Genomic DNA, 25078 nt, shown 5'->3' with positions numbered 1-25078 from the left:
CACAAAACTCCTAACGCTTGTGGCCTGTGTCCAGCTTACGTTCCAAATGCATGGAATAGCGGGACATACCGAAACAGAAGATCCAGAACACCAGGGCCGCGAAGACGTAGCCTTCAGTGGCCATACCCAGCCATGCCGGGTCGGCGGTAGCCTGCTTGACGCTGTTGAGCAGGTCGAACAGGCCGATAATGATCACCAGACTGGTGTCTTTGAACAAGGCAATGAAGGTGTTGACGATGCCGGGAATAACCATCTTCAGCGCCTGCGGCAGGATCACCAGCCCCATGCTGCGCCAGTAACCCAGGCCCATCGCCGCGGCTGCTTCGTACTGGCCCTTGGGAATGGCCTGCATGCCGCCACGCACCACTTCGGCAATGTACGCGGACTGGAACAGGATGACGCCGATCAGCGCACGCAGCAGCTTGTCGAAGTTCATGCCCTCTGGCATGAACAGCGGCAGCATGACCGACGACATGAACAGCACGGTGATCAGCGGCACGCCGCGCCAGAACTCGATGAACGTCACGCACACCACGCGCACAGCGGGCATGTTTGAGCGACGACCGAGCGCCAGAACTATACCCAGCGGCAAGGCACCGACGATACCCACGGTAGCGATCACCAGGGTCAGCATCAGACCGCCCCACTGGCTGGTCGGTACGTTGGTCAGACCGAACGCGCCGCCATGCAGCAGGTAGAACGCAACAACCGGATAGATCACCAGGAAGGCGATACCGTAGACAGCCTTGCGTGGAAACTTCGAAATGAACAGCGGCGCAGCGCCGACGATCGCCAGGATAGCGGTCAGGTCGACCCTCCAGCGCAGCTCATTGGGAAAGTAGCCGTACATGAACTGACCGAAGCGCTGCTCGATGAACACCCAGCAGGCGCCCGCCTTGGTGCAGTCTGCCTTGGTCGTGCCGACCCAGTTGGCGTCCAGCAGGGCCCAACTGATGATAGGCGGCACGACCAGATAGATCAGATACAGGGAGAACAGGGTCAGCAGGGTGTTGATCCAGCTGGAGAACAGGTTCTGCCGCATCCACGCCATCGGGCCGAACACTTTGCCCGGTGGTGGCATATCAGGTTTGAAAGTATGAGTTGTCATGCGCTTTTCCTCACCGCTCGATCAGCGCAATGCGCTTGTTGTACCAGTTCATCAGCAGGGAAATGCTGATACTGATCGCCAGGTACACACTCATGGTGATGGCAATGACTTCAATCGCCTGCCCGGTCTGGTTGAGCACCGTACCGGCAAACAGGGAAACCATTTCCGGATACCCGATGGCTGCTGCCAGAGAAGAGTTTTTCGCCAGGTTCAGGAACTGACTGGTCAGCGGCGGAATGATCACGCGCAGCGCCTGCGGAATGATCACCTTGCGCAGCGTCGGCCCAGGGCGCAGGCCCAGTGAGCGGGCAGCTTCGGTCTGACCGTGGCTGACCGACTTGATGCCGGAACGCACGATTTCAGCGATGAACGCCGCGGTGTAGATGGTCAGTGCCAAGGTCAGGGAGATCAGTTCAGGGATCAGCACCCAGCCGCCCGTGAAATTGAAGCCCTTCAGTTGTGGCAGTTCCCAATGCACCGGGCTGCCGAAGATCAGCATGCTCAGACCGGGGATGACCAGCAACAATGCCAGGCCGACCCAGAACTTGTGAAACGGCTGGCCAGTGGCTTCGAAGCGTTTGTTGGCCCAGCGCACCATCATGACGATGGCGATCACGGCAACAACCAGACTGACCAGGAATGCCCAGGCGCCTTCGGCAGGCAACGCTCTGGGCATGTTAAGCCCGCGGCTGCTGACGAAGAACATGTCCAGATAACCATGCGCCTGACGCGGACCGGGCAGCGTGAGGAATACGGCGGTGTACCAGAACAGGATTTGCAGCAGTGGCGGAATGTTGCGGAAGACTTCGACATACACGGTGGCCAGCTTGCTGATCATCCAGTTCGGAGACAGACGAGCGACACCAATGACAAAGCCCAGCAAGGTCGCCAGGACAATACCGATAACCGACACCAGCAAGGTATTCAGCAAACCGATGACGAACACACGGGCATAACTGTCCGCTTCGCTGTAGTCGATCAGGTGCTGAGCAATACCGAAACCGGCACTGTTTTCAAGAAAACCGAAGCCCGAGGTAATACCACGGTGTTGCAGGTTGGTCTGGGTGTTGTCGAAGATGAACCAGCCCAACGCGATCACCGCCACGACAGTGATGATCTGAAATAACCACGCGCGCACTTTCGGATCGCTCAGAGAGAGCTTTTGCTTGGGTGCGACGATTTGCTTTTCCATGAAATGCCCCAGGAAAAATCCAACAGAACAACGCCCGACAGGCTGGGAAGCCTGTCGGGCGCCGGGTCAATCAACGAATAGGTGGAGCGTACTGGATGCCACCGGCATTCCACAGAGCATTCTGACCACGCTTGATTTTCAGCGGGGTGCCTTCGCCCAGGTTGCGTTCAAACACTTCGCCGTAGTTACCGACCTGCTTGACGATCTGCACGACCCAGTCTTTCGGCAGCTTGAGGTCCTTGCCGTAAGTACCGTCGGCGCCCAGCATACGGGCTACGTCGGGGTTCTTGGTCGACTTGGCTTCAGCTTCAACGTTCTTGGAAGTGATTTTGGCTTCCTCGGCGTTGAGCATGGCGAACAGGGTCCAGCGAACGATCGAGAACCAGTCTTCGTCGCCTTTACGCACGACAGGGCCCAGAGGCTCCTTGGAGATCACTTCAGGCAGAACAATGTAATCGTCCGGCTTGGCCAGCTTGCTGCGCTGTGCGTAGAGCTGCGACTGGTCGGAAGTCAACACGTCGCAACGGCCGCCTTCCAGCGACTTGGCGCTTTCGTCAGAGGTGTCGAAGGTGATCGGGGTGTATTTCAGGCCGTTCGAACGGAAGTAGTCGGAGACGTTCAGCTCGGTGGTGGTACCGGCCTGGATGCAGATGGTTGCACCGTCCAGTTCCTTGGCGCTTTTCACGCCCAGCTTGTTGTTTACCAGGAAGCCGATACCGTCGTAGTAGGTAACGCCGGTGAACACCAGGCCCATGCCCGCATCACGGGAACTGGTCCAGGTGGTGTTACGCGAAAGGATATCGATCTCGCCGGATTGCAACGCGGTGAATCGCTCCTTGGCGTTCAACTGGCTGAACTTGACCTTGGTGGCGTCGCCGAACACAGCGGCTGCAACGGCGCGGCAGACGTCAGCGTCGATACCGGTGATCTTGCCGGTGGAGTCCGGAACGGAAAACCCTGGCAGGCCATCGCTGACGCCGCACTGGATGAAACCCTTCTTCTGAATAGCGTCAAGCGTGGCACCGGCGTTGGCAGCCCCGGTCACACCGAATGCGGCCAAGGCGGTGACGACAGCCAGGGTAGATTTCAACATCTTCATTCAAAAACCTCCAGTTTGCTCTTTGTTGTGTAGGTGTCTCAGTCGCGTCGCACCTTTGTGAGGCGCTAATGACCCGTGCTGGCTTATTTTTGGGTCATGCAACGCTGGGCCTGAATCATGAATTGCCTGCAGGATCATCCCGTCATTCGTCTTCATCATTCAGAATCGGCCCCGTGGACTGAAACCCCATGATTTTCCCGGACCGGAGCGGTACAGGTTGAATCGTGCCGCGAATCCTGACGCATGGACTCCCGAGCTGCTTTTCGATCGCTATAAGTAATAGCCTTATAGTGTTACCGAACGATGTGAGCGACTCGACTCCAGTCCTGCTGTAGCAAAGCCCGTACCAGCATGCTGGCTAAGTCGAATTAGCGACAGGTCAAGACAAAAACTTGTAACCTTGCGACATCTTCTTTCATTTTTAATCTACCCGCGCACCTTATTAATGCGTTCAAAAAGAGCCCGCGCACACAAATGGAGCAGTCATGAGCGATTCTTTGATCATTGAACCTTCCAGCCCCGCCGACGCCTGCGTTATCTGGCTGCATGGACTGGGTGCCGACCGCTATGATTTTCTGCCGGTCGCCGAGGCGCTGCAGGAGTCGTTGCGCACCACCCGCTTCGTACTGCCTCAGGCACCGACGCGCGCCGTGACCGTCAATGGCGGTTATGAAATGCCCAGCTGGTATGACATCAAGTCCATGAGTTCAGAGGCCCGGGCCATTGATCATGATCAGATGGAAGCCTCGGCGCAGAAGGTGCTGGACCTGATCGAGCAGCAGCGCGACAGCGGCATCGACCCGGCGCGAATCTTCCTGGCCGGTTTTTCCCAGGGGGGCGCGGTGGTCTTGCACGCTGGCTACCGTCGCTGGCAGGGCCCATTGGGCGGCGTACTCGCGCTGTCCACTTATGCCCCTACATTCAGCAACGAGATGACCCTGTCGGCGAGTCAGCAACGCATCCCGGCCTACTGCCTGCACGGCAAGCACGACGCGGTTGTGCATTACCCAATGGGCCGCGCCGTCTACGACCACCTCACCGCCCAGGGTGTAACCGTTCAATGGCAGGAATACCCAATGGAGCATCAAGTGTTACCGGAGGAAATTCGCGACATCGGCGTCTGGCTGGCTGAACGGCTTCGCTGAAGCGCTCTGAGCCCCTTGCGACGGACCGCTTTTGTAGCTCGCCATGGATGGCACTACGCCGAGCACGGTTCTTGCTTTACACTGCTCGGCGTACATTCCTTAACCAATTGATGAGATGACCGTGCTCAAAGCACTTAAAAAGATGTTCGGTAAGAGCGAGGCTGAGCAGCCTGCGCCTACTCCGATAACCTCTATTCCCACCTCTCCCGCTGCCACAGGCGACACACCGGATCATGCTGTCCAGACTCAGGCTCTGGACACAACCAGCGAGCCCTCCAAAGCCAGAGCGCCGCGCACCGACAAGCCGAGGGCCGAGCGCCCGCGTCGCGAGCGCGTGACAAAACCGCCCGCGCCGGCCTGGAAACTCGAAGATTTCGTCGTCGAACCCCAGGAAGGCAAGACCCGCTTCCACGACTTCAACCTCGCGCCTGAACTGATGCATGCGATTCAGGACCTGGGTTTCCCGTACTGCACACCGATCCAGGCGGGCGTACTGGGCTTCACCCTCAAGGGCAAGGATGCGATCGGACGCGCCCAGACCGGCACCGGCAAGACCGCTGCGTTTCTGATCTCGATCATCGAACAGCTGACCCAGACGCCGCCGCCTGCAGAACGCTACATGGGTGAGCCGCGCGCGCTGATCATCGCACCGACCCGCGAGCTGGTGGTGCAGATCGCCAAGGACGCCGTCGACCTGACCAAGTACACCAACCTGAACGTCATGACGTTCGTCGGTGGCATGGACTTCGACAAGCAGCTCAAACAACTCGAAGCACGGCACTGCGACATCCTGGTCGCCACGCCTGGCCGCCTGCTGGACTTCAACCAGCGCGGCGAAGTGCATCTGGACATGGTCGAAGTGATGGTCCTCGACGAAGCCGACCGCATGCTGGACATGGGCTTCATCCCGCAGGTACGTCAGATCATTCGTCAGACGCCGCACAAGGGTGAGCGCCAGACCCTGCTGTTCTCCGCGACCTTCACCGAGGACGTGATGAACCTCGCCAAGCAGTGGACGACGGACCCTTCGATCGTCGAGATCGAATCGCTGAACGTTGCCAGTGACAACGTCGAACAGCATATCTATGCCGTCGCCGGCGCCGACAAGTACAAGCTGCTCTACAACCTGGTGACCGACAACGGTTGGGAACGGGTGATGGTCTTCGCCAACCGCAAGGACGAAGTCCGGCGCATCGAAGAGCGTCTGGTGCGCGATGGCGTTAACGCGGCGCAGCTGTCAGGCGATGTGCCTCAGCACAAGCGCATCAAGACCCTTGAAGGCTTCCGCGAAGGCAAGATCCGCGTGCTGGTCGCCACCGATGTGGCCGGTCGCGGCATTCACATCGACGGCATCAGCCACGTGATCAACTTCACCCTGCCCGAAGTGCCGGACGATTATGTGCACCGCATCGGCCGTACCGGTCGCGCCGGCGCCGATGGCGTGTCGATCAGTTTTGCCGGTGAGGATGACTCTTACCAGTTGCCCGCCATCGAGGAAAAACTGGGCCGCAAGATCAGTTGCGAGACACCGCCGACTCATTTGCTCAGGGCCGTGGTACGCAGCAACGCCTGATGCTTACTTCCAGCGATCAGCCGCTTGGTGATCGCTGTGACGACCTTCCACCCAGCGCGTGCCTTCTGACGTGTTTTCACGCTTCCAGAACGGCGCGCGGGTCTTGAGGTAGTCCATGACGAAATCACAGGCTTCGAACGCCGCCTGACGGTGCGCGCTGGCAACGCCGACGAACACAATCGGCTCGCCAGGCTCCAGCGCCCCTACCCTGTGCAACACATCGACGCGCAGCAACGGCCAGCGCTGTTCGGCCTCGGTAACGATTTTTGCCAGTGCCTTCTCGGTCATCCCCGGATAGTGCTCCAGAAACATGCCGGACACTTCGCGCCCGTCATTGAAATCCCGAACATAGCCGACAAAACTGACCACTGCGCCGATGCCGAGGTTGGCAGCATGCAGCGCGTTGACTTCAGTGCCTGGGTCGAAGGCTGCCGCCTGGACGCGAACGCTCATCATCAACCTCCGGTCACGGGCGGAAAGAACGCGACTTCATCGCCATCGGCCAACGGCTCGGTCGGCTTGCACAGTTCCTGGTTGCGAGCACACATCAGGTTCTGTTCGGCAAGCACCTGCCAGGCCTCGCCACGCTGCAGCAGCGTCTGGCGCAACGCATCCAGCGTAGCGAACTCGCCTTCGACGGACTCGTTGTCCACGCCCAGGACTTCACGGTAACGGGCAAAATACTGGACCTGAACCTTCATGACGATACCTGTGCCTGATCGGCAATGAAGTGACCGCTCTTGCCGCCCAGCTTCTCCAGCAGCCGGACCGACTCGATGACCATGCCCCGGTCTACGGCCTTGCACATGTCGTAAATGGTCAGCGCGGCAACGCTGGCGGCCGTCAGGGCTTCCATTTCCACACCGGTCTGCCCGGCCAGCTTGCAGCTCGCGGTGATGCGCACGGCATCATCACCCTCAGCGGCGAGGTGGACCTTGATGCTGGTGAGCATCAATGGATGGCAAAGCGGGATCAGATCGCTGGTTTTCTTCGCCGCCTGAATACCGGCGATACGTGCGACGGCAAACACGTCACCCTTGGGATGACCACCGCTGACGATCATTTGCAGCGTCGTCGGCAGCATGCGCACAAAGGCTTCGGCCATCGCCTCACGGGACGTCACGGCTTTATCCGTGACATCAACCATATTGGCGCGACCCTGGGAATCGAGATGAGTGAGCACAACGTTACTCCTTGGCAGAAGCAAGAAGTGTAGAGGGAGTGGCAGTTACACGCTACAAGCCGTGAGCTGCAAGCAAGGAACCCATTCACACATGGGCTCCCCGCATGCATCTGATTTACAAATGACTCTCCGCGTATTCGGCCAGTATCGAGCGAGGCACGCCCTGCAGGGTGATGTGCACGCCGTTCGGGAAGTCCTTGAAGCGCTCCGTCAGGTAGGTCAGCCCGGAACTGGTGGCCGACAGGTAAGGGGTGTCGATCTGCGCCAGGTTGCCCAGGCAGACCACTTTGGAACCGGCACCGGCACGCGTGATGATGGTTTTCATCTGGTGCGGGGTCAGGTTCTGGCATTCATCGATCAGAATCAGACTTTGCTGGAAGCTGCGACCTCGAATGTAGTTGAGGGATTTGAACTGCAACGGCACCTTGCTGAGGATGTAATCGACACTGCCATGGGTGTTTTCGTCATCCATGTGCAGCGCTTCGAGGTTATCGGTGATAGCGCCGAGCCACGGCTCCATCTTCTCCGCCTCGGTGCCGGGCAGGAAACCGATTTCCTGATCCAGCCCCTGAACGCTGCGGGTGGCGATGATGCGCCGATAGCGCTTGGTGACCATGGTCTGCTCGATGGCAGCGGCCAGGGCCAGAATGGTTTTACCCGAGCCCGCAGCGCCTGACAGGTTGACCAGATGAATATCCGGGTCGAGCAACGCAAACAGCGCCAGCCCCTGATAGATATCGCGCGGCTTCAGCCCCCAGGCCTCCTGATGCAGCAAAGGCTCCTGGTGCATGTCGAGAATCAGCAGTTCGTCGTTCTTGACGCCTTTGATCCAGCCGACAAAACCCTGCTCATCGACAATGAACTCGTTGATATGAACCGCCGGCAGCATTTCAGTGAGCTGCACGCGGTGCCAGGTACGACCGCGCTCCTGACGCGTATCGACCTTGCTGACGCGGTCCCAGAACGAACCGGTCATGTCATGGTAGCCACGCGACAACAGTGAAACGTCGTCGACCAGTTGGTCTGTACTGTAATCCTCGGCAGCAATGCCACAGGCGCGCGCCTTGAGGCGCATGTTGATGTCTTTGGTCACCAGCACGACGCTCAAGTCCTTGTTGCGCGCATGCAGGTCAATCAATTGGTTGATAATGATGTTGTCGTTCAGGTGCTCGGGCAGCAGGCTGTTGGGTTCCTCGCGTTTGCTCATCAAAATCGACAGGTAGCCCTTGAGCACGCCTGTACCACGATCGATGGGCACGCCCTTCTCGACTTCCTCCGGCGAAGCTTCGCCCAGGGTCTTGTCGATCAGACGGATGGCCTGACGGCATTCGGCAGCAACCGAATGTTTACCGGCCTTGAGTTTGTCCAGTTCCTCCAGAACCGTCATGGGAATGGCGACGTGGTGTTCTTCGAAGTTCAGCAGTGCGTTTGGATCATGAATCAATACGTTGGTATCGAGCACGTAAAGGATTGGCTGGTTGGTGGAAGGGGTGCGTCCGTGGTCATCCATACTCGCTCACCTTTGTAGAAGCCGGGCGACGCAGAACCACGACAGGACTGCGCCACGAAAAGGCCGCCGGATTCTCCCCTTCAGGCAGGGCAGAAATGTCGCTCAAGGTGGGTCTTGGAAGACGCCACCTGTGTTGCAGGTTTCGGCGGTCTGTATTCGTAATACAGCAAAAGGGATGACAGAAAAAAGCTCTTTGACAGTTTTTTGAAGTTTATTTCACAGCCTGACGAATAGGACTTGGCGGACGTACCCCGCACGTTTAAAGTCGGAAGTCCGCCCACGCCGAATCTGCCTTCATTCCCCTTCAGGCGCAGCCTCTTCACTGCTCTGCAGCCCTTGTTCTTCGGGCGCTTCAGAGATATTTCGGCAATCGTCCCAGATCAACTCGCTTTGCGCTGTATTGGCCAGCAGCAATGGCAGCGCCGACTGCGCCTTGTTGGCCACATCGTGGAATACCACCGTCCCTTTGCGCCAGAGCAGCATGAGGGTCAGTACACGGTCGCCCACCTGCTCTGCAGAAAGCCTTCCGGTGTCGTCTTCGGCGTCGATATTCCACAATGACACGCGCAAATGCTCGGTGCGGAAGAAGTCGCCGCTGTCGGCACGTCGATGGCCATAAGGAGGGCGAAACAGCGGCACGAAGTTGTCCGGCAACACCTGCTGAACCAGTGCCGCGCTGCGTTGCACTGAATTCTGCCAGTCCAGCCACTGACTGTGCGAACGGTACTCCCAGCCCTGGATGCCCACACACTGCTGGCGATACAGCGCCTGCAAACCTGCAACCGACGTGCTGTCGAGACGCTCCTGAAGACTCTTGCCCAGCACGAAGAAGGTGGCGGTCATTTTCTGCTGGCGCATAAAGTCAGCCAGCCAGTCGGTACCACCGTCGGCCGGGCTCGGGCCACTTTCGAAGTTGAGCATGAAGGTGCGATCCGGCATCTCGTCGCCGCTCATCTCATCGGAGTTGTAGCGTTCGATCTCGCTGCTGGTCTGCGGAAACAGGGCTGCCATGAACAGCAGCTCGTTCAGGTAACGCTGGTGGAATGCGGCGCTGGGTCTGGCCCAGTTGGCGTAGAACGAATCGTTGGATACCTGGTATTCCTCGGCGCGCTGCCGCAACTGATCCATGTCCTCGACCAGCACACAGAAATTGGCGTCCTGCTCACAGCTCTTCTGCGCGTTCTGGTAGTTCTCCAGCAACCGCAGCCACAGCCGATGACGAACCACATTCAACGACGGCACGTTGACGAAGCGCAGGCCGAGGCGCTGTTTGAGGCCCTCCTCGTCGAGCTTTTCGCTCAGGTACAACTCGTGGGCAAAGGCGAGGATCTCCGCACGCGACGCGACGTCGAACAACCCCGGCGTCTCGAGCCGTTCAGGCCAGACGCTGCGGTCAATGGTGGCGATGACCGGCGCTGCCGCCTGCGCCTGAAGCCAGAACAGACCTGCACACACTGCTAAAACGATACGCAAACCCGATGTCCTCTCGATCAACCATTAACGTCATGACCAGCGCGCCACTATAGCTGATATGCGCCGGGCTTCTTATGTCGGCGCGCATACAAAGCCGCAGGTCATGCTGCCATCACCCGCGGAACGGTCTCTATCGCCACCATAGCTGGAGTCGCAGGCTGTCAGCCCCTAGAATCCACGGACGATAAAAGGAGACGATTTCATGCTGATGGTGATTTCCCCGGCAAAAACCCTCGATTTCGAGACACCGCCCACGACCGGCCGCTTCACTCAGCCGCAGTACCTGGACCATTCCCGGGTGTTGATCGAGCAGCTGCGTGAACTGACGCCGGCGCAGATCAGCGAACTGATGCACCTGTCCGACAAGCTGGCCGGATTGAACGCGGCACGCTTTGGCAGCTGGAACCCGGACTTCACCCTCGACAACGCCAAGCAGGCACTGCTGGCCTTCAAGGGTGACGTCTATACGGGCCTGGAAGCGGAAACGCTGAGCGAAACGCAGCTCGACTACGCGCAGGGCCACTTGCGCATGCTGTCAGGTCTGTACGGCCTGTTGCGTCCACTGGACCTGATGCAGCCCTACCGGCTGGAAATGGGCACCCGGCTGGCCAACGCTCGCGGCAAGGACCTCTACGCCTTCTGGGGCACGCGGATCAGCGAATGGCTGAATGAAGCGCTGGCAGACCAGGGCGACGACCTGCTGCTCAACCTGGCCTCGACTGAATACTTCTCTGCCGTCAAACGTTCGTCGCTCAAGGCAAGGATCATCGACACCGAGTTCAAGGACTTCAAGAACGGCCAGTACAAGATCATCAGCTTCTATGCGAAAAAAGCCCGCGGCATGATGAGCCGCTTCGTTATAGAAGAGCGCATCAACGATCCCGAAGCATTACAAGCGTTCGATGCACAGGGCTATCGTTACAACCGCGAACAGTCGACCCCTGACAAGTTGGTGTTTTTGCGCAACATCGCAGAACACTAGATGATGTAACCGTCGTGTAACAGAGCGCTGTTACACGGCCTGTCCTACGATCCAACACCAAATGCCAACTTCATGACGCCAGACAAACGTCAACTTTTCGACTCGCCACTCACGTGCGATTTTTTCTTAAAAAAAAATCCATTTTTTTAACTAGTGGCGTTTCAGCTTTTTACAGTAGTGGCACTTTCATATTCACCCCTCTACACCCCTCGTAAATCGAGGCTTTTAAGAAAAAAGCCATCATCTCGATACCCTCCCTGTGACAAATCGGATACCGCAAAATCTGCAAATCAGGACGAGCGGCCAGGAACTAAATACGAATTCATACGCTCCTACATCCCGTAACAATTCTGGGCTGACGTGTAAGAGATCACTTACAGGTCGCCTCGAAAAACGGGAAGTTACCGACACGGAAGCCAGGCCCACGTGATCCTGGCGTCAGGTACCAGAACTAAACTCACATCACTAGTTGATGTTGTAGACAGGCGAAGCGCCGAACCGGTGTGATGCGCAGGATTCGAACAGGACGGCCCTGGCTTGCGCCAGAGGCAGGCTTACCGAGGTCCGCCGTCAATCGTCGAACAAGGAGTGGTTTACTGCATCCAAGGAGAGCAAGGCCCTGACCGAACGGACAGGTTACTTGCCGCTTGCACTTAGTGTCATTTGAGTTCGCCTTACTTGTTTTGGGCACTCACTCATTAAATATGCCTGCGTTAGTTCCACGGCGTTGTTAGCCGTGAGGGATGGCGCGTGACATCTGCTGGCCAAAATTAATATCCAGCCAATTTATGGCGTGAAAAATCGAGGAGAATACGATGCGTATCAGCATATTTGGTTTGGGTTACGTCGGTGCAGTCTGTGCCGGTTGCCTGTCTGCCCGCGGTCACGAAGTAGTTGGTGTGGATATTTCCAGCACCAAGATCGACCTGATCAACAACGGCAAATCACCTATCGTTGAACCGGGTCTGGAAGAGCTGTTGCAGAAAGGTATCAGTACCGGAAAACTGCGCGGCACTACAGACTTCGCCGAAGCCATTCGCGCCACCGACCTGTCGATGATCTGCGTCGGTACGCCGAGCAAGAAGAACGGCGATCTGGAACTGGATTACATTGAATCGGTGTGCCGCGAAATCGGTTATGTCCTGCGTGACAAAGCCACTCGCCACACTATCGTGGTTCGCAGTACCGTACTGCCGGGCACTGTTGCCAACGTTGTTATCCCGATTCTGGAAGACTGCTCCGGCAAGAAAGCCGGTGTTGACTTCGGCGTCGCCGTCAACCCTGAGTTCCTGCGCGAAAGTACTGCGATCAAGGACTACGACCTGCCGCCAATGACCGTGATCGGCGAGTTCGACAAAGCGTCGGGCGACGTTCTGCAATCGCTGTACGAAGAACTCGATGCACCGATCATTCGCAAGGACATCGCTGTTGCCGAGATGATCAAGTACACCTGCAACGTGTGGCACGCCACCAAGGTTACTTTCGCCAACGAAATCGGCAACATTGCCAAGGCCGTCGGCGTCGATGGCCGTGAAGTGATGGACGTTGTCTGCCAGGACAAGGCGCTGAACCTGTCCCAGTACTACATGCGCCCTGGCTTCGCATTCGGCGGCTCCTGCCTGCCGAAAGACGTTCGTGCCCTGACCTACCGCGCCGGCAGCCTGGACGTTGAAGCTCCCCTGCTCAACTCGCTGATGCGCAGTAACACGTCGCAAGTACAGAACGCTTTCGACATGGTTGCCAGCTACGACACCCGCAAGGTTGCACTGCTGGGCCTGAGCTTCAAGGCCGGCACTGACGATCTGCGTGAAAGCCCGCTGGTAGAGCTGGCCGAAATGCTGATCGGCAAGGGCTTCGACCTGAGCATCTTCGACAGCAACGTTGAATATGCACGCGTTCACGGTGCCAACAAGGACTACATCGAATCCAAGATTCCGCACGTTTCCTCGCTGCTGAACTCGGACTTCGACCAAGTCATCAATGACTCCGACGTCATCATCCTCGGCAACCGCGATGAGCGTTTCCGCGCCCTCGCCAACAAGACCCCTGAAGGCAAGCGCGTCATCGATCTGGTGGGCTTCATGGCCAACGCCACCAGCGAAGACGGTCGTGCCGAAGGTATCTGCTGGTAAATCAGCCGCAAGCCACAAGCGCCAGGCTCCAGGCCACAGGCTCAAGCAATGTGCTTGCAGCCTGGGGCTTGAGGCTCGCAACTGACTTAGGGATACGATTATGCAGAGGCTCAAGCACGGCCTGTTACAGGCCGCAGGTTGGCTGTTCTATTTAAGTTTACTCATGGGCCTTGCCGCGGCATTGCCTACCAGTATCTTCGACTCACAGTCGAAGAACTTTATATTCCTGATTGGCGCCGTTGGTATCTGGCGCTACTCGATGGGGATCACGCACTTCGTGCGCGGGATGATTTTCCTGTACATCGTCTACCCGCACTTGCGCCGCAAGGTTCGCAAGCTGGGCAGTGCAGCAGACCCGTCCCATGTGTTTCTGATGGTCACCAGCTTCCGCATCGACGCGTTGACCACCGCACAGGTCTACAACTCGGTTATCCGCGAAGCCATCGACTGCGGCCTGCCGACGACTATCGTCTGCTCGCTGGTGGAAATGTCCGATGAGCTGCTGGTCAAGAGCATGTGGGCGAAGTTCAACCCACCGGAGCGCGTCAAGCTGGACTTCGTACGCATTCCGGGCACCGGCAAGCGCGACGGTCTGGCCTATGGCTTCCGCGCCATCTCGCGTCACTTGCCTGACAGCCGTGCCGTGGTTGCAGTGATCGACGGCGACACCGTGCTCAACGAAGGTGTGGTCGCCAAGACCGTGCCGTGGTTCCAGCTGTTCGACAACGTCGGCGGCCTGACCACCAACGAGTTCTGTGAAGTACGTGGTGGTTACATCATGAGCGAGTGGCACAAGCTGCGTTTCGCTCAGCGTCACATCAACATGTGCTCGATGGCCCTGTCCAAACGCGTGTTGACCATGACCGGTCGCATGTCGGTGTTCCGCGCAACCGTGGTAACCGACCCCGAGTTCATTGCCGACGTGGAAAGCGACTCGCTCAATCACTGGCGTCTGGGCACCTTCCGCTTCCTGACCGGCGACGACAAGTCCAGCTGGTTCAGCCTGATGCGCTTGGGTTACGACACGTTCTACGTGCCGGACGCAGCGATCAACACCGTGGAACACCCGCCCGAGAAGAGCTTCCTGAAAGCCAGCCGCAAGCTGATGTATCGCTGGTACGGCAACAACCTGCGTCAGAACTCGCGTGCACTGGGTCTGGGCGTACGTCGCCTGGGGATTTTCACCAGCATCGTACTGTTCGACCAGCGTGTGTCGATGTGGACCTCCATCCTCGGTCTGACCGTCGCCCTGATCGCCAGCTTCAAGTATGGCGGCGCGTTCCTGTTGATGTATCTGCTGTGGATCGGCATGACCCGTCTGATCCTTACCCTGCTGCTGTCCCTCTCGGGACACAGGATCGGGCCTGCCTACCCGATCATTCTCTATTACAACCAGATCGTCGGCGCGCTGATGAAGATCTATGTCTTCTTCCGCCTGGACCGCCAGTCCTGGACTCGCCAGGACACCAAACTAAGCCGCGACATGGCCAGCTTTCAGGGCTGGTTCAACACGTGGTCGTCCCGAACCATGACTTTCTCGGCTGGCACCATCTTCGTCGCTGTGCTGTTGACGATGGTTTGACCGGGCCAACGGATTAATCGCTTAAGTAGGAAAAATAGCCATGAATACAGCCGTGAATGCGAACGTCGTACATGAATCCGAAGCCCAGCGCCAACACGCGCGGATCAAGATCCCTGCCAAGCTGCGCCTGCTGAATGATCAGCCCAACGCGCCACTGGTACGTGTCGAAGACCTGTCGGCCGGTGGCCTGAGCTTCGTTGCTCCGTCCGGGCAGAAATTCAGCGAAGGGCAGATCGTCAAGGGACGCCTGCAATTCATCATCGACAACCTTGGCCTGGCCATGGACGTCGATCTGCAGGTGCGCTCGATCGACAACGCCAGCAACCGCATCGGTTGCCAGTTCCAGAATCTGGAACCTCAGGACATCGCTACCCTGCGCCACCTGATCACCTCGCACCTGTCCGGCGAAGTCGTCACCCTGGGCGAAGTGCTGGCCACGCTGCAGCGCGATAACTTCACCAAGGCACGCAAGGTCAAGGGCAAGGACAGCGGCATGAGCGCCATGGGTCGCCTGCGCGCCGTGACCTTCAGCCTGGGCGTGTTCATTGTCGGTCTGGCCGCTTTCGGCTTCATCTTCAAGACGATCTACGGCCTGTACTTCGTCAGCCATGCATCGGCTGGTCTGGTCACCATTCCAAGCATGGACGTGACCATGCCGCGTGAAGGTACCGTACAAAGCCTGGTCGCCCAGAATGGCGAAGCCGCCAAAGGCGCGCCACTGGCGTCCTTCAACACCAGCATGCTGGAAATGCTCAAGGGCAGCCTGACCGGTGAAGACCTGCAGCCAGCCAAGATCGAAGAGCTGTATGGCAAGCAGATGAGCGGCACCATGACCAGCCCGTGCGATTGCGTCGTGGCTCGCCAGCTGGTTGCCGACGGTCAGTTCGCGTCCAAGGGTCAGGTGATCTTCCAACTGGTGCCACGCAACGCGCCGGCCACGGTTGAAGCTCGCTTCACCTATCGCCAGTTCAACGACGTCAAGCCAGGCACACGTGTCAGCTTCCAGATCGCTGGCGAAGACAAACTGCGCACGGGTCAGATCATCAGCAGCACCAACCTGAGCGACGCCGACCTGTCCACCGACATCCGCGTGCAGATCAAGCCTGACGAAAGCCTGAGCAGCTCGCTTGCCGGTCGCCCTGTCGAAGTGGTCAGCGATCGCGGCCCGTCCGTGAACTGGCTGATCGATAAAGCAATGGCTGCGGGTCTGTAACCATGAACAGCCCACTACGACGCCTGTCGACCCCCACGCTACTGAGCCTCGCCGTCGCGCTCGGCCTGAGCGGCTGTGCCGGCCTGCCTGATCAACGCCTTGCCAATGAAGCCCTGAAAAACGGCGACACTGCATTGGCGGAGCAGAACTATCGGCAGCTGGCGGACCTGGGCTACAGCGACGCGCAAGTCGGCCTGGCTGATATTCAGGTCGCGACTCGCGACCCGGCTCAGCTCAAGCAGGCCGAGGCTACCTACCGCGCTGCCGCGCAGACCTCCCCCCGGGCGCAGTCGCGCCTGGGCCGTCTGCTGGCTGCCAAGCCCGACGCTACCGAAGCCGAACATCGCGAAGCCGAAGGCCTGCTGAAAAAGGCCTTCGCCAATGGCGAATCCGGCACGCTGATCCCGCTGGCGATGCTGTATCTGCAATACCCGCACACCTTCCCTGAAGTGAATGCGCAGCAGAAGATCAGTGAGTGGCGCGCTGCCGGTTATCCGGAGGCAGGTCTGGCCCAGGTGCTGCTGTATCGCACTCAAGGCACATATGCTCAACACCTCGATGAGGTCGAGAGCATCTGCAAACAGGCGCTGTCGGCCACGGATATCTGCTACGTCGAACTGGCCACTGTCTACCAGACACGTGGCCAGGCCGAGCAGCGCACGGCCTTGATCGAAAAGCTCAAGAGCGACTACGCCGCTGGCCGCGTCAATGCTCAACGTGTGGACAGCGTCGCGCGTGTACTGGGTGACTCCACCATCGGTACGCCAGACGAAAAGACCGCTCAGCAATTGCTGGAAAACGTTGCGCCGGGCTACCCGATCTCGTGGGTCACGCTGGCCAAACTGCTTTACGACTTCCCCGAACTGGGTGACGTCAACAAGATGATGGAATACCTGAACAACGGCCGCGCGGCAGACCAGCCTCGCGCCGAGCTGCTGCTTGGACGCCTGTACTACGAAGGTAAATGGGTCACGCCCGATGCCTTCAAGGCCGAGGAGCACCTGAAGAAAGCCACCGCCACGGAAATCTCTGCCCATTACTACCTGGGTCAGATTTACCGTCGCGGCTACCTGGGCCAGGTCTACTCGCAAAAAGCCGTGGACGAGCTGCTGACCGCCGCCCGTGGTGGCCAGAACAGCGCCGACTTCGCCCTTGCGCAACTGTTCTCGCAGGGCAAGGGCACTATGCCCGACCCGGTCAACGCCTGGGTGTTCGCGCAACTGGCGCTGGCCAGTCAGACCCCGCAAGCGACCGAGCTTGCCGAGGCCCTCAATACACAACTGCCGCCTGAAAAGCTCGCCACCGCCAAAGACCTGTTGGCACGCGAGCAAAAAGTCCGGGGCGCTAACGCCACTCAGAACGCGATGGCATTGCAGGCCCTGCAAGAAGAAAAAGACGGTGAGGAAGCATTATGAAGTTGAATCCCCTGATGGCCGCCGGCATGGGCCTTGGCTTCACCCTGTTGTGGGCCTGCCCGACACTGGCAGCGCTGACCGAACAACCGCAAAATTTCGGTATCGAAATCAAAGCCACGGCGCAGGCCGAGGATGATCGCGATCTGGGCACCCGTTCGGGCGGCGACGTCAACGGTGTGGGCCTGGATCTGCGTCCCTGGGTCTATGGCGAGCGCGGCGACTGGAGCGGTTACGCGATGGGCCAGGTGGTCACCGCCACCGACATCATTCAGACTGACCCGCTGGAGCAGAGCAACAGCGACGGCAGCGGCACCCAGACTTCGCGTGGCACGGCCAGCGAGCGCGAAGCCGACAAGACCTACGCCGCACTGCGTGAGTTCTGGATCGGCTACAGCGGTTTCACGCCCTACCCTGGCGAGATCCTGAAAGTCGGTCGTCAGCGTCTGCGCAACGACGACGGTCAATGGCACGACACCAATATCGAGGCCATCAACTGGTCGTTCGATACCACGCTGCTGCGCGCTGAACTGGGTGCTGCCCAGCGTTTCAGCGAATACCGCACCGACCTGACCGAACTGGCACCTGACGACGAAGATCGCAAGCACCTGTTCGGCTCGGTCAGCTACCAGTGGACACCAGGCCATTGGGCCGGTATCCGTGCTCACCACAGTGCCGACGACGGCAAGCTCAAGTCGCAGGGCCAGGTGCTGGATGATCTGGACAAGACCTCCAATGGCGATCTGACCTGGGTCGGCCTGCAGGCTGACAGCGATGCCTACAACTATCGCAGCAACACCAATCAGCTCAACTACTGGGGCAGCCTGACCTGGCTGAACGGAACGCGCGACGAGATCGGCGTGACCTCCGCTCCCAACGACCAGTTCATCGCCGGCGAAAAGAACAGCCGTGACATGAATGGCTGGGCCACCGACCTGGGCCTGCGCCTGCGTCTGGACCCACAATGGCAAGTCGGCGCCGCCTACTCGCGCGCCAGCAAGGACTACGTCCAGAACGGTCTGGAAAGTAACCGCTCCAACTGGACCGGTACGCGTTCGCGCATCCATCGTTTCGGTGAAGCCTTCCAGGGCGAAATGGCCAACGTGGAAACCGGCTCGCTGTTCGCCTCCTGGCAGATGAACGAGGAATACGACGCGTCGCTGATCTACCACAAGTTCCGTCGCGTGGACGGCAACACCGGTATCGGTGGCTCGGGCATCAACGCGGTGAACGACAACCAGAACGGTACGTTCAGCTCGCTGCCGCTGGAAGACGGCAGCAAGGACCTGGGTCAGGAAATGGACCTGGTCGTGACCAAGTACTTCAAGCAAGGCCTGCTGCCGGCTTCGCTGAGCCAGTCGTTCGATGAACCTTCGGCACTGGTGCGCCTGCGCGCAGGTGTCTTCAAGCCAGGCGACGCGTATCAGAACAACGTGGACAGCTACATGCACCGCGCTGTTGTCGACGTCATCTGGCGCTTCTGATGCGAACCGCCAAAGGAGTGCCAGAGATGAACAGTCATACAAGCAACGGGCGTAGCCGACACTGGCCGCACACCCTGCTCGAAAGCGCACTGCTGACCAGCGCCCTGCTGCTGGCCAGCGGTGTGGCGCTGGCCAACGCGCCTGTCGTACCCGACACACAGAAGGCGGTGGTCAAGGAGTTGCACCAGGCCAAGACCTACACCATCACCAGCCCGCCGACCGAGCCGTTGGAAATGGCCAAGCCGGTGTTGCCCGACCTCAAGGGCTACACCGCCGAAGCCGCCCTGAAAAAGATCGTGCGCAACAAACCGGGCAAGGTCACTGTTTCACGGATGATGGAAGAAACCGGCCTGAAGGAATTCATCGGCGGCGATAACAAGATGGCCGAATGGGTCAACCGTCAGCGCGGCATCCCCCAGGCCATCATGATTTCCGACGGCTACGTGAGCCTGCAGGACCTGGCCAGGAAGGTGCCCAAGCAGTTCCTCAACGAGGTTTCGCCAGGTGTCTACGTGGCGCGCCTGCCAATCCTGATCAAGGAAACCGGGATCTTCGAGATCGACAGCAAGACCAAGGAGTTGCGTCTGTCTCAGGAAAAGGGCTCGTTCATCGTCAGTGAAGGCAAGATGCTGATCACTCACACTCAGGTCAACGCCTGGAGTGAAACCCGCAACAGCCTGGCGACCTATCGCAAGCCTGACGAGTTTCGCCCTTTCCTGCTGACCTGGGGTGGCTCGGAAACCTGGATCGCCAATACCAAAATGGCGAGCATGGGCTACGACCAGAGCAAGTCCTATGGCATCAGTATTTCCCAGTACACACCCAACACCGCGAAGATTCTCAAGCGTGCCGAACCGACGGGCTGGATCATCGATTCAGAGTTCTCGGACATGTGGTACGGCTTCTACTGCTATGAAACCCGCGACTTCGTGGTCAAAGGCAACACCTACCGCGACAACATCATTTACGGCATTGACCCGCACGACCGTTCGCACGGTCTGATCATCGCCGAAAACGACGTTTACGGGACCAAGAAGAAGCACGGGATCATCATTTCCCGGGAAGTCGACAACAGCTTCATCTTCCGCAACAAGAGCCACAACAACAAATTGTCCGGCGTGGTTCTGGACCGTAACAGCGTCGGCAACATCGTCGCCTACAACGAGATTTACCAGAACCACACTGACGGCATCACCCTGTACGAAAGCGGCAACAACCTGCTGTGGGGCAATCGCGTGATCGCCAACCGCCGCCACGGTATCCGCGTGCGTAACAGCGTGAATATCAAGCTGTACGAGAACGTCGCCATGGGCAACGGCCTGATGGGCGTTTACGGCCACATCAAGGACTTGAGCGACACCGACCGCGACATTGAGCTCGATCCGTTCGACGCTCAGGTCTCGCTGATCATGGTTGGCGGCGAACTGTCCAGCAATGGTTCCGGCCCGCTGTCCATCGACTCGCCACTGAGTGTCGAGCTGTATCGCGTCTCGATGCTGATGCCCACCAAAGAAGTCGGCATCAGCCTCAACGGCGTCCTCGGTGAGCGCCAGGACGAAATCCTCGACCTGCTGGTACGCCAGAAGAAAGCCGTATTGATCGACCCCGTCGAAAGCCAGACCGAGCTGCGGGAATGAGGAAGGGTATTGTTATGCACGCACATCTGATCAAGCTGTTGAGCCTGTCCAGCCTCACCGCCGCCTTGATGGCCGCCGCTGGTGTCGCTCGGGCAGACGACTCGCAAGCGCCGACGTTCAAGGCCGAGCCTTGCTGCTCACTGTGCCCGGCCGCACATGATGCGAAAAACTACACCACGCGCTATCAGCAGAACTTCACCACGCTGGTCCAGGCTCAGGGTGACTGGCTGTTCCGGACTCAGGAAGACCTGCGCACCGAGTTCGACACCACGCCTGCCGGCTATCGCCGCATGAAACAACTGCACGATGCGTTCAAGAGCAAAGGCGTCGAACTGGTCGTGGTGTATCAGCCGACCCGTGGCCTGGTGGATCGCAACAAATTGTTCCCGGCCGAACGCGACAAGTTCGACTACGACAAGGCGCTGAAAAACTATCAGGCCATGCTTGGCCGCTTCAGCAAGATGGGCTACTGGGTCCCTGACCTGTCGCCGTTGACCAACGAGCAGCAGGCGCATGACTTCTACTTCCGCGGTGACCAGCACTGGACGCCGTATGGCGCACAGCGTACGGCGAAGATCGTCGCCGAAACCGTGAAAAAGATTCCGGCCTACGGCGATATCCCCAAGCGTGAGTTCGAAAGCCATATTTCCGGACGCATGGGCAAGACGGGCACTTTGCACAATATGGCAGGTCAATTGTGCGGTACCAGCTACGCGATCCAGTACATGGACCAGTTCACCACCGAGCCCAAGGGTGAGGCGGGCGACGGCGACCTGTTCGGCGATTCCGGTAACCCGGAAATCACCTTGGTCGGTACCAGCCACAGCGGCAAGAACTACAACTTCGCGGGCTTCCTGCAGGAATACATGGGCGCTGACGTGTTGAACGTGGCGTTCCCTGGTGGTGGCCTGGAAGGTTCGATGCTGCAGTACCTGGGCAGTGAAGACTTCCAGAAGCGTCCGCCGAAGATTCTCATCTGGGAATTCTCGCCGCTGTATCGCCTGGATCAGGAGACCATCTATCGCCAGATGATGTCGCTGCTGGACAACGGCTGTGAAGGCAAGCCTGCCGTCATGAGCGCCAGCACCACGCTTAAGCCGGGTACCAACGAATTGCTGGTCAATGGCAAGAATGGCATCAAGGACATTCGCAACGGCAGCAATCAGATCGACATCAAGTTTGACGACACCTCGGTGAAAGTCCTTCAGGCCAGACTCTGGTACATGAACGGTCGCCATGAGGATCTGAAAATCGAGAAACCGGAAACGTCAGACACCGATGGACGCTTCGCCTTTGAATTGCGCGAGGATGAGGATTGGGCCAACCAGCAACTGCTGGCGCTGGAAGTCCAGGGACCGGAAGCAGGCACGGCACCACAAAAAGTCGAAGCCAAAGTATGCAAACGCAACGTGTTCCCGAGCGCTGCGACACACACCGCTCAAGCCGGACTATGAGGTGACTTATGCAGACTCCTAAACTGATACGCCCTACCCTGCTGTCGATGGCAATCCTGTCATCGATGGCGTGGGCCACGGGCGCGTCCGCCGCACTGGTTCCACCCAAGGGCTATGACGCCCCGATCGAAAAAATGAAGACGGGCGATCACAACTTCAGCTGTGAAGCCATTCCAAAGCCCTACACCGACAAGCTGGTCTTCCGCAGCAAGTACGAGGGTTCGGACAAAGCACGCGCAACGCTCAATGCGGTATCCGAAGAAGCGTTCCGCGACGCGACCAAGGACATCACCACCCTTGAGCGTGGCGTCAGCAAAGTCGTGATGCAGTACATGCGCGACGGTCGTCCGGAACAACTCGATTGTGCGCTGAACATGATGACCACCTGGGCCAAGGCCGATGCGCTGGAGTCGCGCGAGTTCAACCACACCGGCAAATCCATGCGCAAATGGGCACTGGGCAGCATGTCCTCCGCCTACCTGCGTCTGAAGTTCTCCGAGTCGCACCCGCTGGCCAATCGTCAGCAGGACGCGAAGATCATCGAGACCTGGTTCAGCAAGCTGGCCGATCAGGTGGTCAGCGACTGGAGCAATCTGCCGCTGGAAAAAATCAACAACCACTCGTACTGGGCTGCCTGGTCGGTGATGGCAACCGCTGTCGCCACCAATCGTCAGGACCTGTTCGACTGGGCCGTGAAGGAATACAAGGTCGCTGCCAATCAAGTGGACAAGGACGGTTTCCTGCCCAACGAGATGAAGCGCCGTCAGCGGGCACTGTCGTATCACAACTATGCACTGCCGCCGCTCGCGATGATTGCCAGCTTCGCCCAGGCCAATGGCGTGGACCTGCGTCCGGAAAACAATGGCGCCTTGAAGCGTCTGGGCGACCGGGTGCTGGCCGGCGTCAAGGATCCTTCGATTTTCGCTGAACACAACGGCGAGAAACAGGACATGACGGACCTGAAGAAAGATCCGAAATTCGCCTGGCTCGAACCGTACTGCTCGCTCTACACCTGCAGCCCGGATGTGCTTGAAGAGAAACACGAAAAGCAGCCATTCAAGACATTCCGTCTGGGCGGTGACCTGACCAAGGTCTACGACCCGACGCACGAGAAAGGCGACAAGGGCGATAACGACGGTTCGTGATTCACAGAGTTCTTTGTGGGAGCGAGCTTGCTCGCGAAGAGACACGCCCAGGCGCTGAATCCGTAAGACCGGACCTCGCCTGAGCTGCTTCACCGACAAGCCGTAACGCGACGTGTTTTACCCCCCAATTTCAACGGGGGGTTTGGGGGGGCTTTAGCCCTTGAATGTTGGACAAACGGAGAGATAAGGATGGTTTTCTCATCCAACGTGTTCCTGTTCCTGTTCATGCCGATTTTCCTCGGCTTGTACTACCTGAGCGGGCAACGCTATCGCAATCTGCTGCTGCTGATTGCCAGCTATATCTTCTACGCCTGGTGGCGAGTGGACTTTCTGGCGCTGTTCGTCGGCGTGACCGTCTGGAACTACTGGATCGGTCTCAAGGTAGGCGCAGCAGGTGTGCGAACCAAGCCGGCACAGAAATGGTTGCTGCTTGGCGTGATAGTGGACCTGTGTATTCTGGGCTACTTCAAATACGCCAACTTCGGCGTGGACAGCATCAACGCAGCCATGACCTCGATGGGTCTGGAACCGTTCATCCTGACTCACGTGCTGTTGCCGATCGGTATCTCGTTCTATGTCTTCGAGTCCATCAGCTACATCATCGACGTTTACCGCGGCGATACTCCGGCCACGCGCAATCTGATCGACTTCGCTGCATTCGTCGCGATCTTCCCGCACCTGATCGCCGGCCCTGTGCTGCGTTTCCGCGATCTGGCCGACCAGTTCAACAACCGTACACACACGCTGGACAAGTTCTCCGAAGGTGCCACGCGCTTCATGCAGGGCTTCATCAAGAAAGTGTTCATCGCCGACACCCTGGCGGTGGTCGCCGATCACTGCTTCGCCCTGCAAAACCCGACCACCGGCGATGCTTGGCTGGGTGCGCTGGCCTACACCGCGCAACTGTATTTCGACTTCTCCGGTTACAGCGATATGGCTATCGGTCTGGGTCTGATGATGGGTTTCCGCTTCATGGAAAACTTCAAACAGCCCTATATCAGCCAATCGATCACCGAGTTCTGGCGTCGCTGGCACATCAGCCTGTCCACCTGGCTGCGTGACTACCTGTACATCACCTTGGGCGGCAACCGTGGCGGCAAGGTCGCGACCTACCGCAACCTGTTCCTGACCATGCTGCTCGGCGGTCTGTGGCACGGTGCCAACGTCACCTACATCATCTGGGGTGCCTGGCATGGCATGTGGCTGGCGATCGAAAAAGCGGTCGGTATCAACACCAAACCCTACAGTTTCAACCCGATCCGCTGGGCACTGACCTTCCTGCTGGTGGTCATAGGCTGGGTCATCTTCCGCGCTGAAAACCTGCATGTCGCCGGTCGTATGTACAGCGCCATGTTCAGCTTCGGAGAGTGGCAGCTGTCGGAACTCAACCGCGCCAGCCTGACCGGTCTGCAAGTGGCAACACTGGTGGTGGCGTATCTGACGCTGGCGTTCTTCGGTCTGCGCGACTTCTACCAGAACCGCGAAAAAGACACCGGCAAGAGCGCCAAGGCTGACGGTCCTGCGACCGCCCAACCGGGCACCATCAAGGCCGTTCCCGGCGATGCTCCCGGCAGTCTGCACCTGCCAGGCTACACCGTGGGCAGCGAAGCTCAGGTGCAGCCTGCGTACTGGGTTGCCGACTGGCCACGTTACGCCATGCGTGCACTGATTCTGCTGCTGTTCGTGGCTTCGATTCTCAAACTTTCGGCGCAAAGCTTCTCGCCGTTCCTTTACTTCCAGTTCTGAGGAGCCTG

The 25078-nt window shown here is 58.7% G+C and carries 20 protein-coding genes; 12 read left to right on the top strand and 8 right to left on the bottom strand.

The window, feature by feature from the left end; translation table 11 throughout:
* Nucleotides 1-10 precede the first annotated feature (10 nt).
* From BLR16_RS10270 to BLR16_RS10260, 3 genes are all read right to left on the bottom strand, one after another.
* Nucleotides 11-1108 carry an amino acid ABC transporter permease gene (locus tag BLR16_RS10270; RefSeq protein ID WP_060708725.1) on the bottom strand — a complete coding sequence of 366 codons (1098 nt, stop codon included), beginning with the start codon at nt 1106-1108 and terminating at the stop codon, nt 11-13.
* Nucleotides 1109-1118: 10 nt separating this feature from the next.
* On the bottom strand, nt 1119-2300 hold the full coding sequence (locus BLR16_RS10265; RefSeq protein ID WP_003365371.1) for an amino acid ABC transporter permease: 1182 nt from the start codon (nt 2298-2300) through the stop codon (nt 1119-1121).
* Between the two features lie 70 nt (nt 2301-2370).
* The gene (locus tag BLR16_RS10260) at nt 2371-3399 is read right to left on the bottom strand and encodes an amino acid ABC transporter substrate-binding protein (RefSeq protein ID WP_003365373.1); all 1029 of its coding nucleotides are present in this window, start codon (nt 3397-3399) and stop codon (nt 2371-2373) included.
* A gap of 485 nt (nt 3400-3884) precedes the next feature.
* Here BLR16_RS10260 and BLR16_RS10255 point away from each other — a divergent pair, with 485 nt between their 5' ends.
* The gene (locus BLR16_RS10255; protein WP_003365375.1) at nt 3885-4544 is read left to right on the top strand and encodes an alpha/beta hydrolase; all 660 of its coding nucleotides are present in this window, start codon (nt 3885-3887) and stop codon (nt 4542-4544) included.
* Between the two features lie 115 nt (nt 4545-4659).
* Nucleotides 4660-6117, top strand: coding sequence for an ATP-dependent RNA helicase RhlB (gene rhlB, locus BLR16_RS10250; protein ID WP_161428607.1), 1458 nt, complete (start codon nt 4660-4662; stop codon nt 6115-6117).
* A 3-nt stretch (nt 6118-6120) separates the two neighbouring features.
* On the opposite strand, the gene moaE is transcribed toward rhlB, so the two are convergent.
* The 5 genes from moaE to BLR16_RS10225 form a co-directional block, all read right to left on the bottom strand.
* A complete protein-coding gene (gene moaE, locus BLR16_RS10245) occupies nt 6121-6570 on the bottom strand; it encodes a molybdopterin synthase catalytic subunit MoaE (protein WP_058397465.1) in 450 nt (149 codons plus the stop codon).
* A 2-nt stretch (nt 6571-6572) separates the two neighbouring features.
* Nucleotides 6573-6818 carry a molybdopterin converting factor subunit 1 gene (gene moaD / locus BLR16_RS10240; protein WP_003365381.1) on the bottom strand — a complete coding sequence of 82 codons (246 nt, stop codon included), beginning with the start codon at nt 6816-6818 and terminating at the stop codon, nt 6573-6575.
* Complete coding sequence (moaC, locus tag BLR16_RS10235; protein WP_074805736.1) at nt 6815-7300, bottom strand: cyclic pyranopterin monophosphate synthase MoaC; 486 nt, start codon at nt 7298-7300, stop codon at nt 6815-6817. Before moaC ends, moaD begins: the two co-directional genes overlap by 4 nt.
* Before the next feature lie 115 nt (nt 7301-7415).
* Nucleotides 7416-8810: a PhoH family protein gene (locus BLR16_RS10230; RefSeq protein ID WP_003365383.1), complete on the bottom strand. Its 1395-nt coding sequence runs from the start codon at nt 8808-8810 to the stop codon at nt 7416-7418.
* A gap of 294 nt (nt 8811-9104) precedes the next feature.
* On the bottom strand, nt 9105-10283 hold the full coding sequence (locus tag BLR16_RS10225; RefSeq protein WP_074805739.1) for a polysaccharide deacetylase family protein: 1179 nt from the start codon (nt 10281-10283) through the stop codon (nt 9105-9107).
* A 202-nt stretch (nt 10284-10485) separates the two neighbouring features.
* On the opposite strand from BLR16_RS10225, the gene yaaA reads away from it, so the two are divergent.
* The 10 genes from yaaA to BLR16_RS10175 all read left to right on the top strand — a co-directional run bounded on the left by yaaA (nt 10486) and on the right by BLR16_RS10175 (nt 25070).
* Nucleotides 10486-11265 (top strand): peroxide stress protein YaaA, encoded by a 780-nt coding sequence (gene yaaA / locus BLR16_RS10220; RefSeq protein WP_003433624.1) that lies wholly within the window; start codon nt 10486-10488, stop codon nt 11263-11265.
* A gap of 815 nt (nt 11266-12080) precedes the next feature.
* Nucleotides 12081-13397 carry a nucleotide sugar dehydrogenase gene (locus BLR16_RS10215; protein WP_003365389.1) on the top strand — a complete coding sequence of 439 codons (1317 nt, stop codon included), beginning with the start codon at nt 12081-12083 and terminating at the stop codon, nt 13395-13397.
* Between the two features lie 100 nt (nt 13398-13497).
* Nucleotides 13498-14979 carry a mannuronan synthase gene (gene alg8, locus BLR16_RS10210; protein ID WP_002552255.1) on the top strand — a complete coding sequence of 494 codons (1482 nt, stop codon included), beginning with the start codon at nt 13498-13500 and terminating at the stop codon, nt 14977-14979.
* A gap of 40 nt (nt 14980-15019) precedes the next feature.
* Nucleotides 15020-16192, top strand: coding sequence for an alginate biosynthesis protein Alg44 (locus tag BLR16_RS10205; protein ID WP_003365396.1), 1173 nt, complete (start codon nt 15020-15022; stop codon nt 16190-16192).
* Between the two features lie 2 nt (nt 16193-16194).
* Nucleotides 16195-17607 (top strand): alginate biosynthesis TPR repeat lipoprotein AlgK, encoded by a 1413-nt coding sequence (algK, locus tag BLR16_RS10200; protein ID WP_003433625.1) that lies wholly within the window; start codon nt 16195-16197, stop codon nt 17605-17607.
* Complete coding sequence (locus tag BLR16_RS10195; RefSeq protein WP_003433626.1) at nt 17604-19088, top strand: alginate export family protein; 1485 nt, start codon at nt 17604-17606, stop codon at nt 19086-19088. Before algK ends, BLR16_RS10195 begins: the two co-directional genes overlap by 4 nt.
* 26 nt (nt 19089-19114) lie before the next feature.
* A complete protein-coding gene (gene algG / locus BLR16_RS10190) occupies nt 19115-20725 on the top strand; it encodes a mannuronan 5-epimerase AlgG (RefSeq protein WP_003433627.1) in 1611 nt (536 codons plus the stop codon).
* 14 nt (nt 20726-20739) lie between these two features.
* On the top strand, nt 20740-22179 hold the full coding sequence (locus tag BLR16_RS10185) for an alginate O-acetyltransferase AlgX-related protein (RefSeq protein ID WP_003365406.1): 1440 nt from the start codon (nt 20740-20742) through the stop codon (nt 22177-22179).
* An 8-nt stretch (nt 22180-22187) separates the two neighbouring features.
* Nucleotides 22188-23324, top strand: a complete 1137-nt coding sequence (locus BLR16_RS10180) for a mannuronate-specific alginate lyase (RefSeq protein WP_003365409.1) — start codon at nt 22188-22190, stop codon at nt 23322-23324.
* A 189-nt stretch (nt 23325-23513) separates the two neighbouring features.
* Nucleotides 23514-25070, top strand: a complete 1557-nt coding sequence (locus BLR16_RS10175) for an MBOAT family O-acyltransferase (RefSeq protein ID WP_024662377.1) — start codon at nt 23514-23516, stop codon at nt 25068-25070.
* Nucleotides 25071-25078 lie beyond the last annotated feature (8 nt).

It is taken from the genome of Pseudomonas sp. BS3767, assembly GCF_900099665.1.
GTDB lineage: Bacteria > Pseudomonadota > Gammaproteobacteria > Pseudomonadales > Pseudomonadaceae > Aquipseudomonas > Aquipseudomonas cerasi.
The sequence above is the reverse complement of the archived record's forward strand: the minus strand, read 5'-3'. Positions and strand labels throughout refer to the sequence as shown.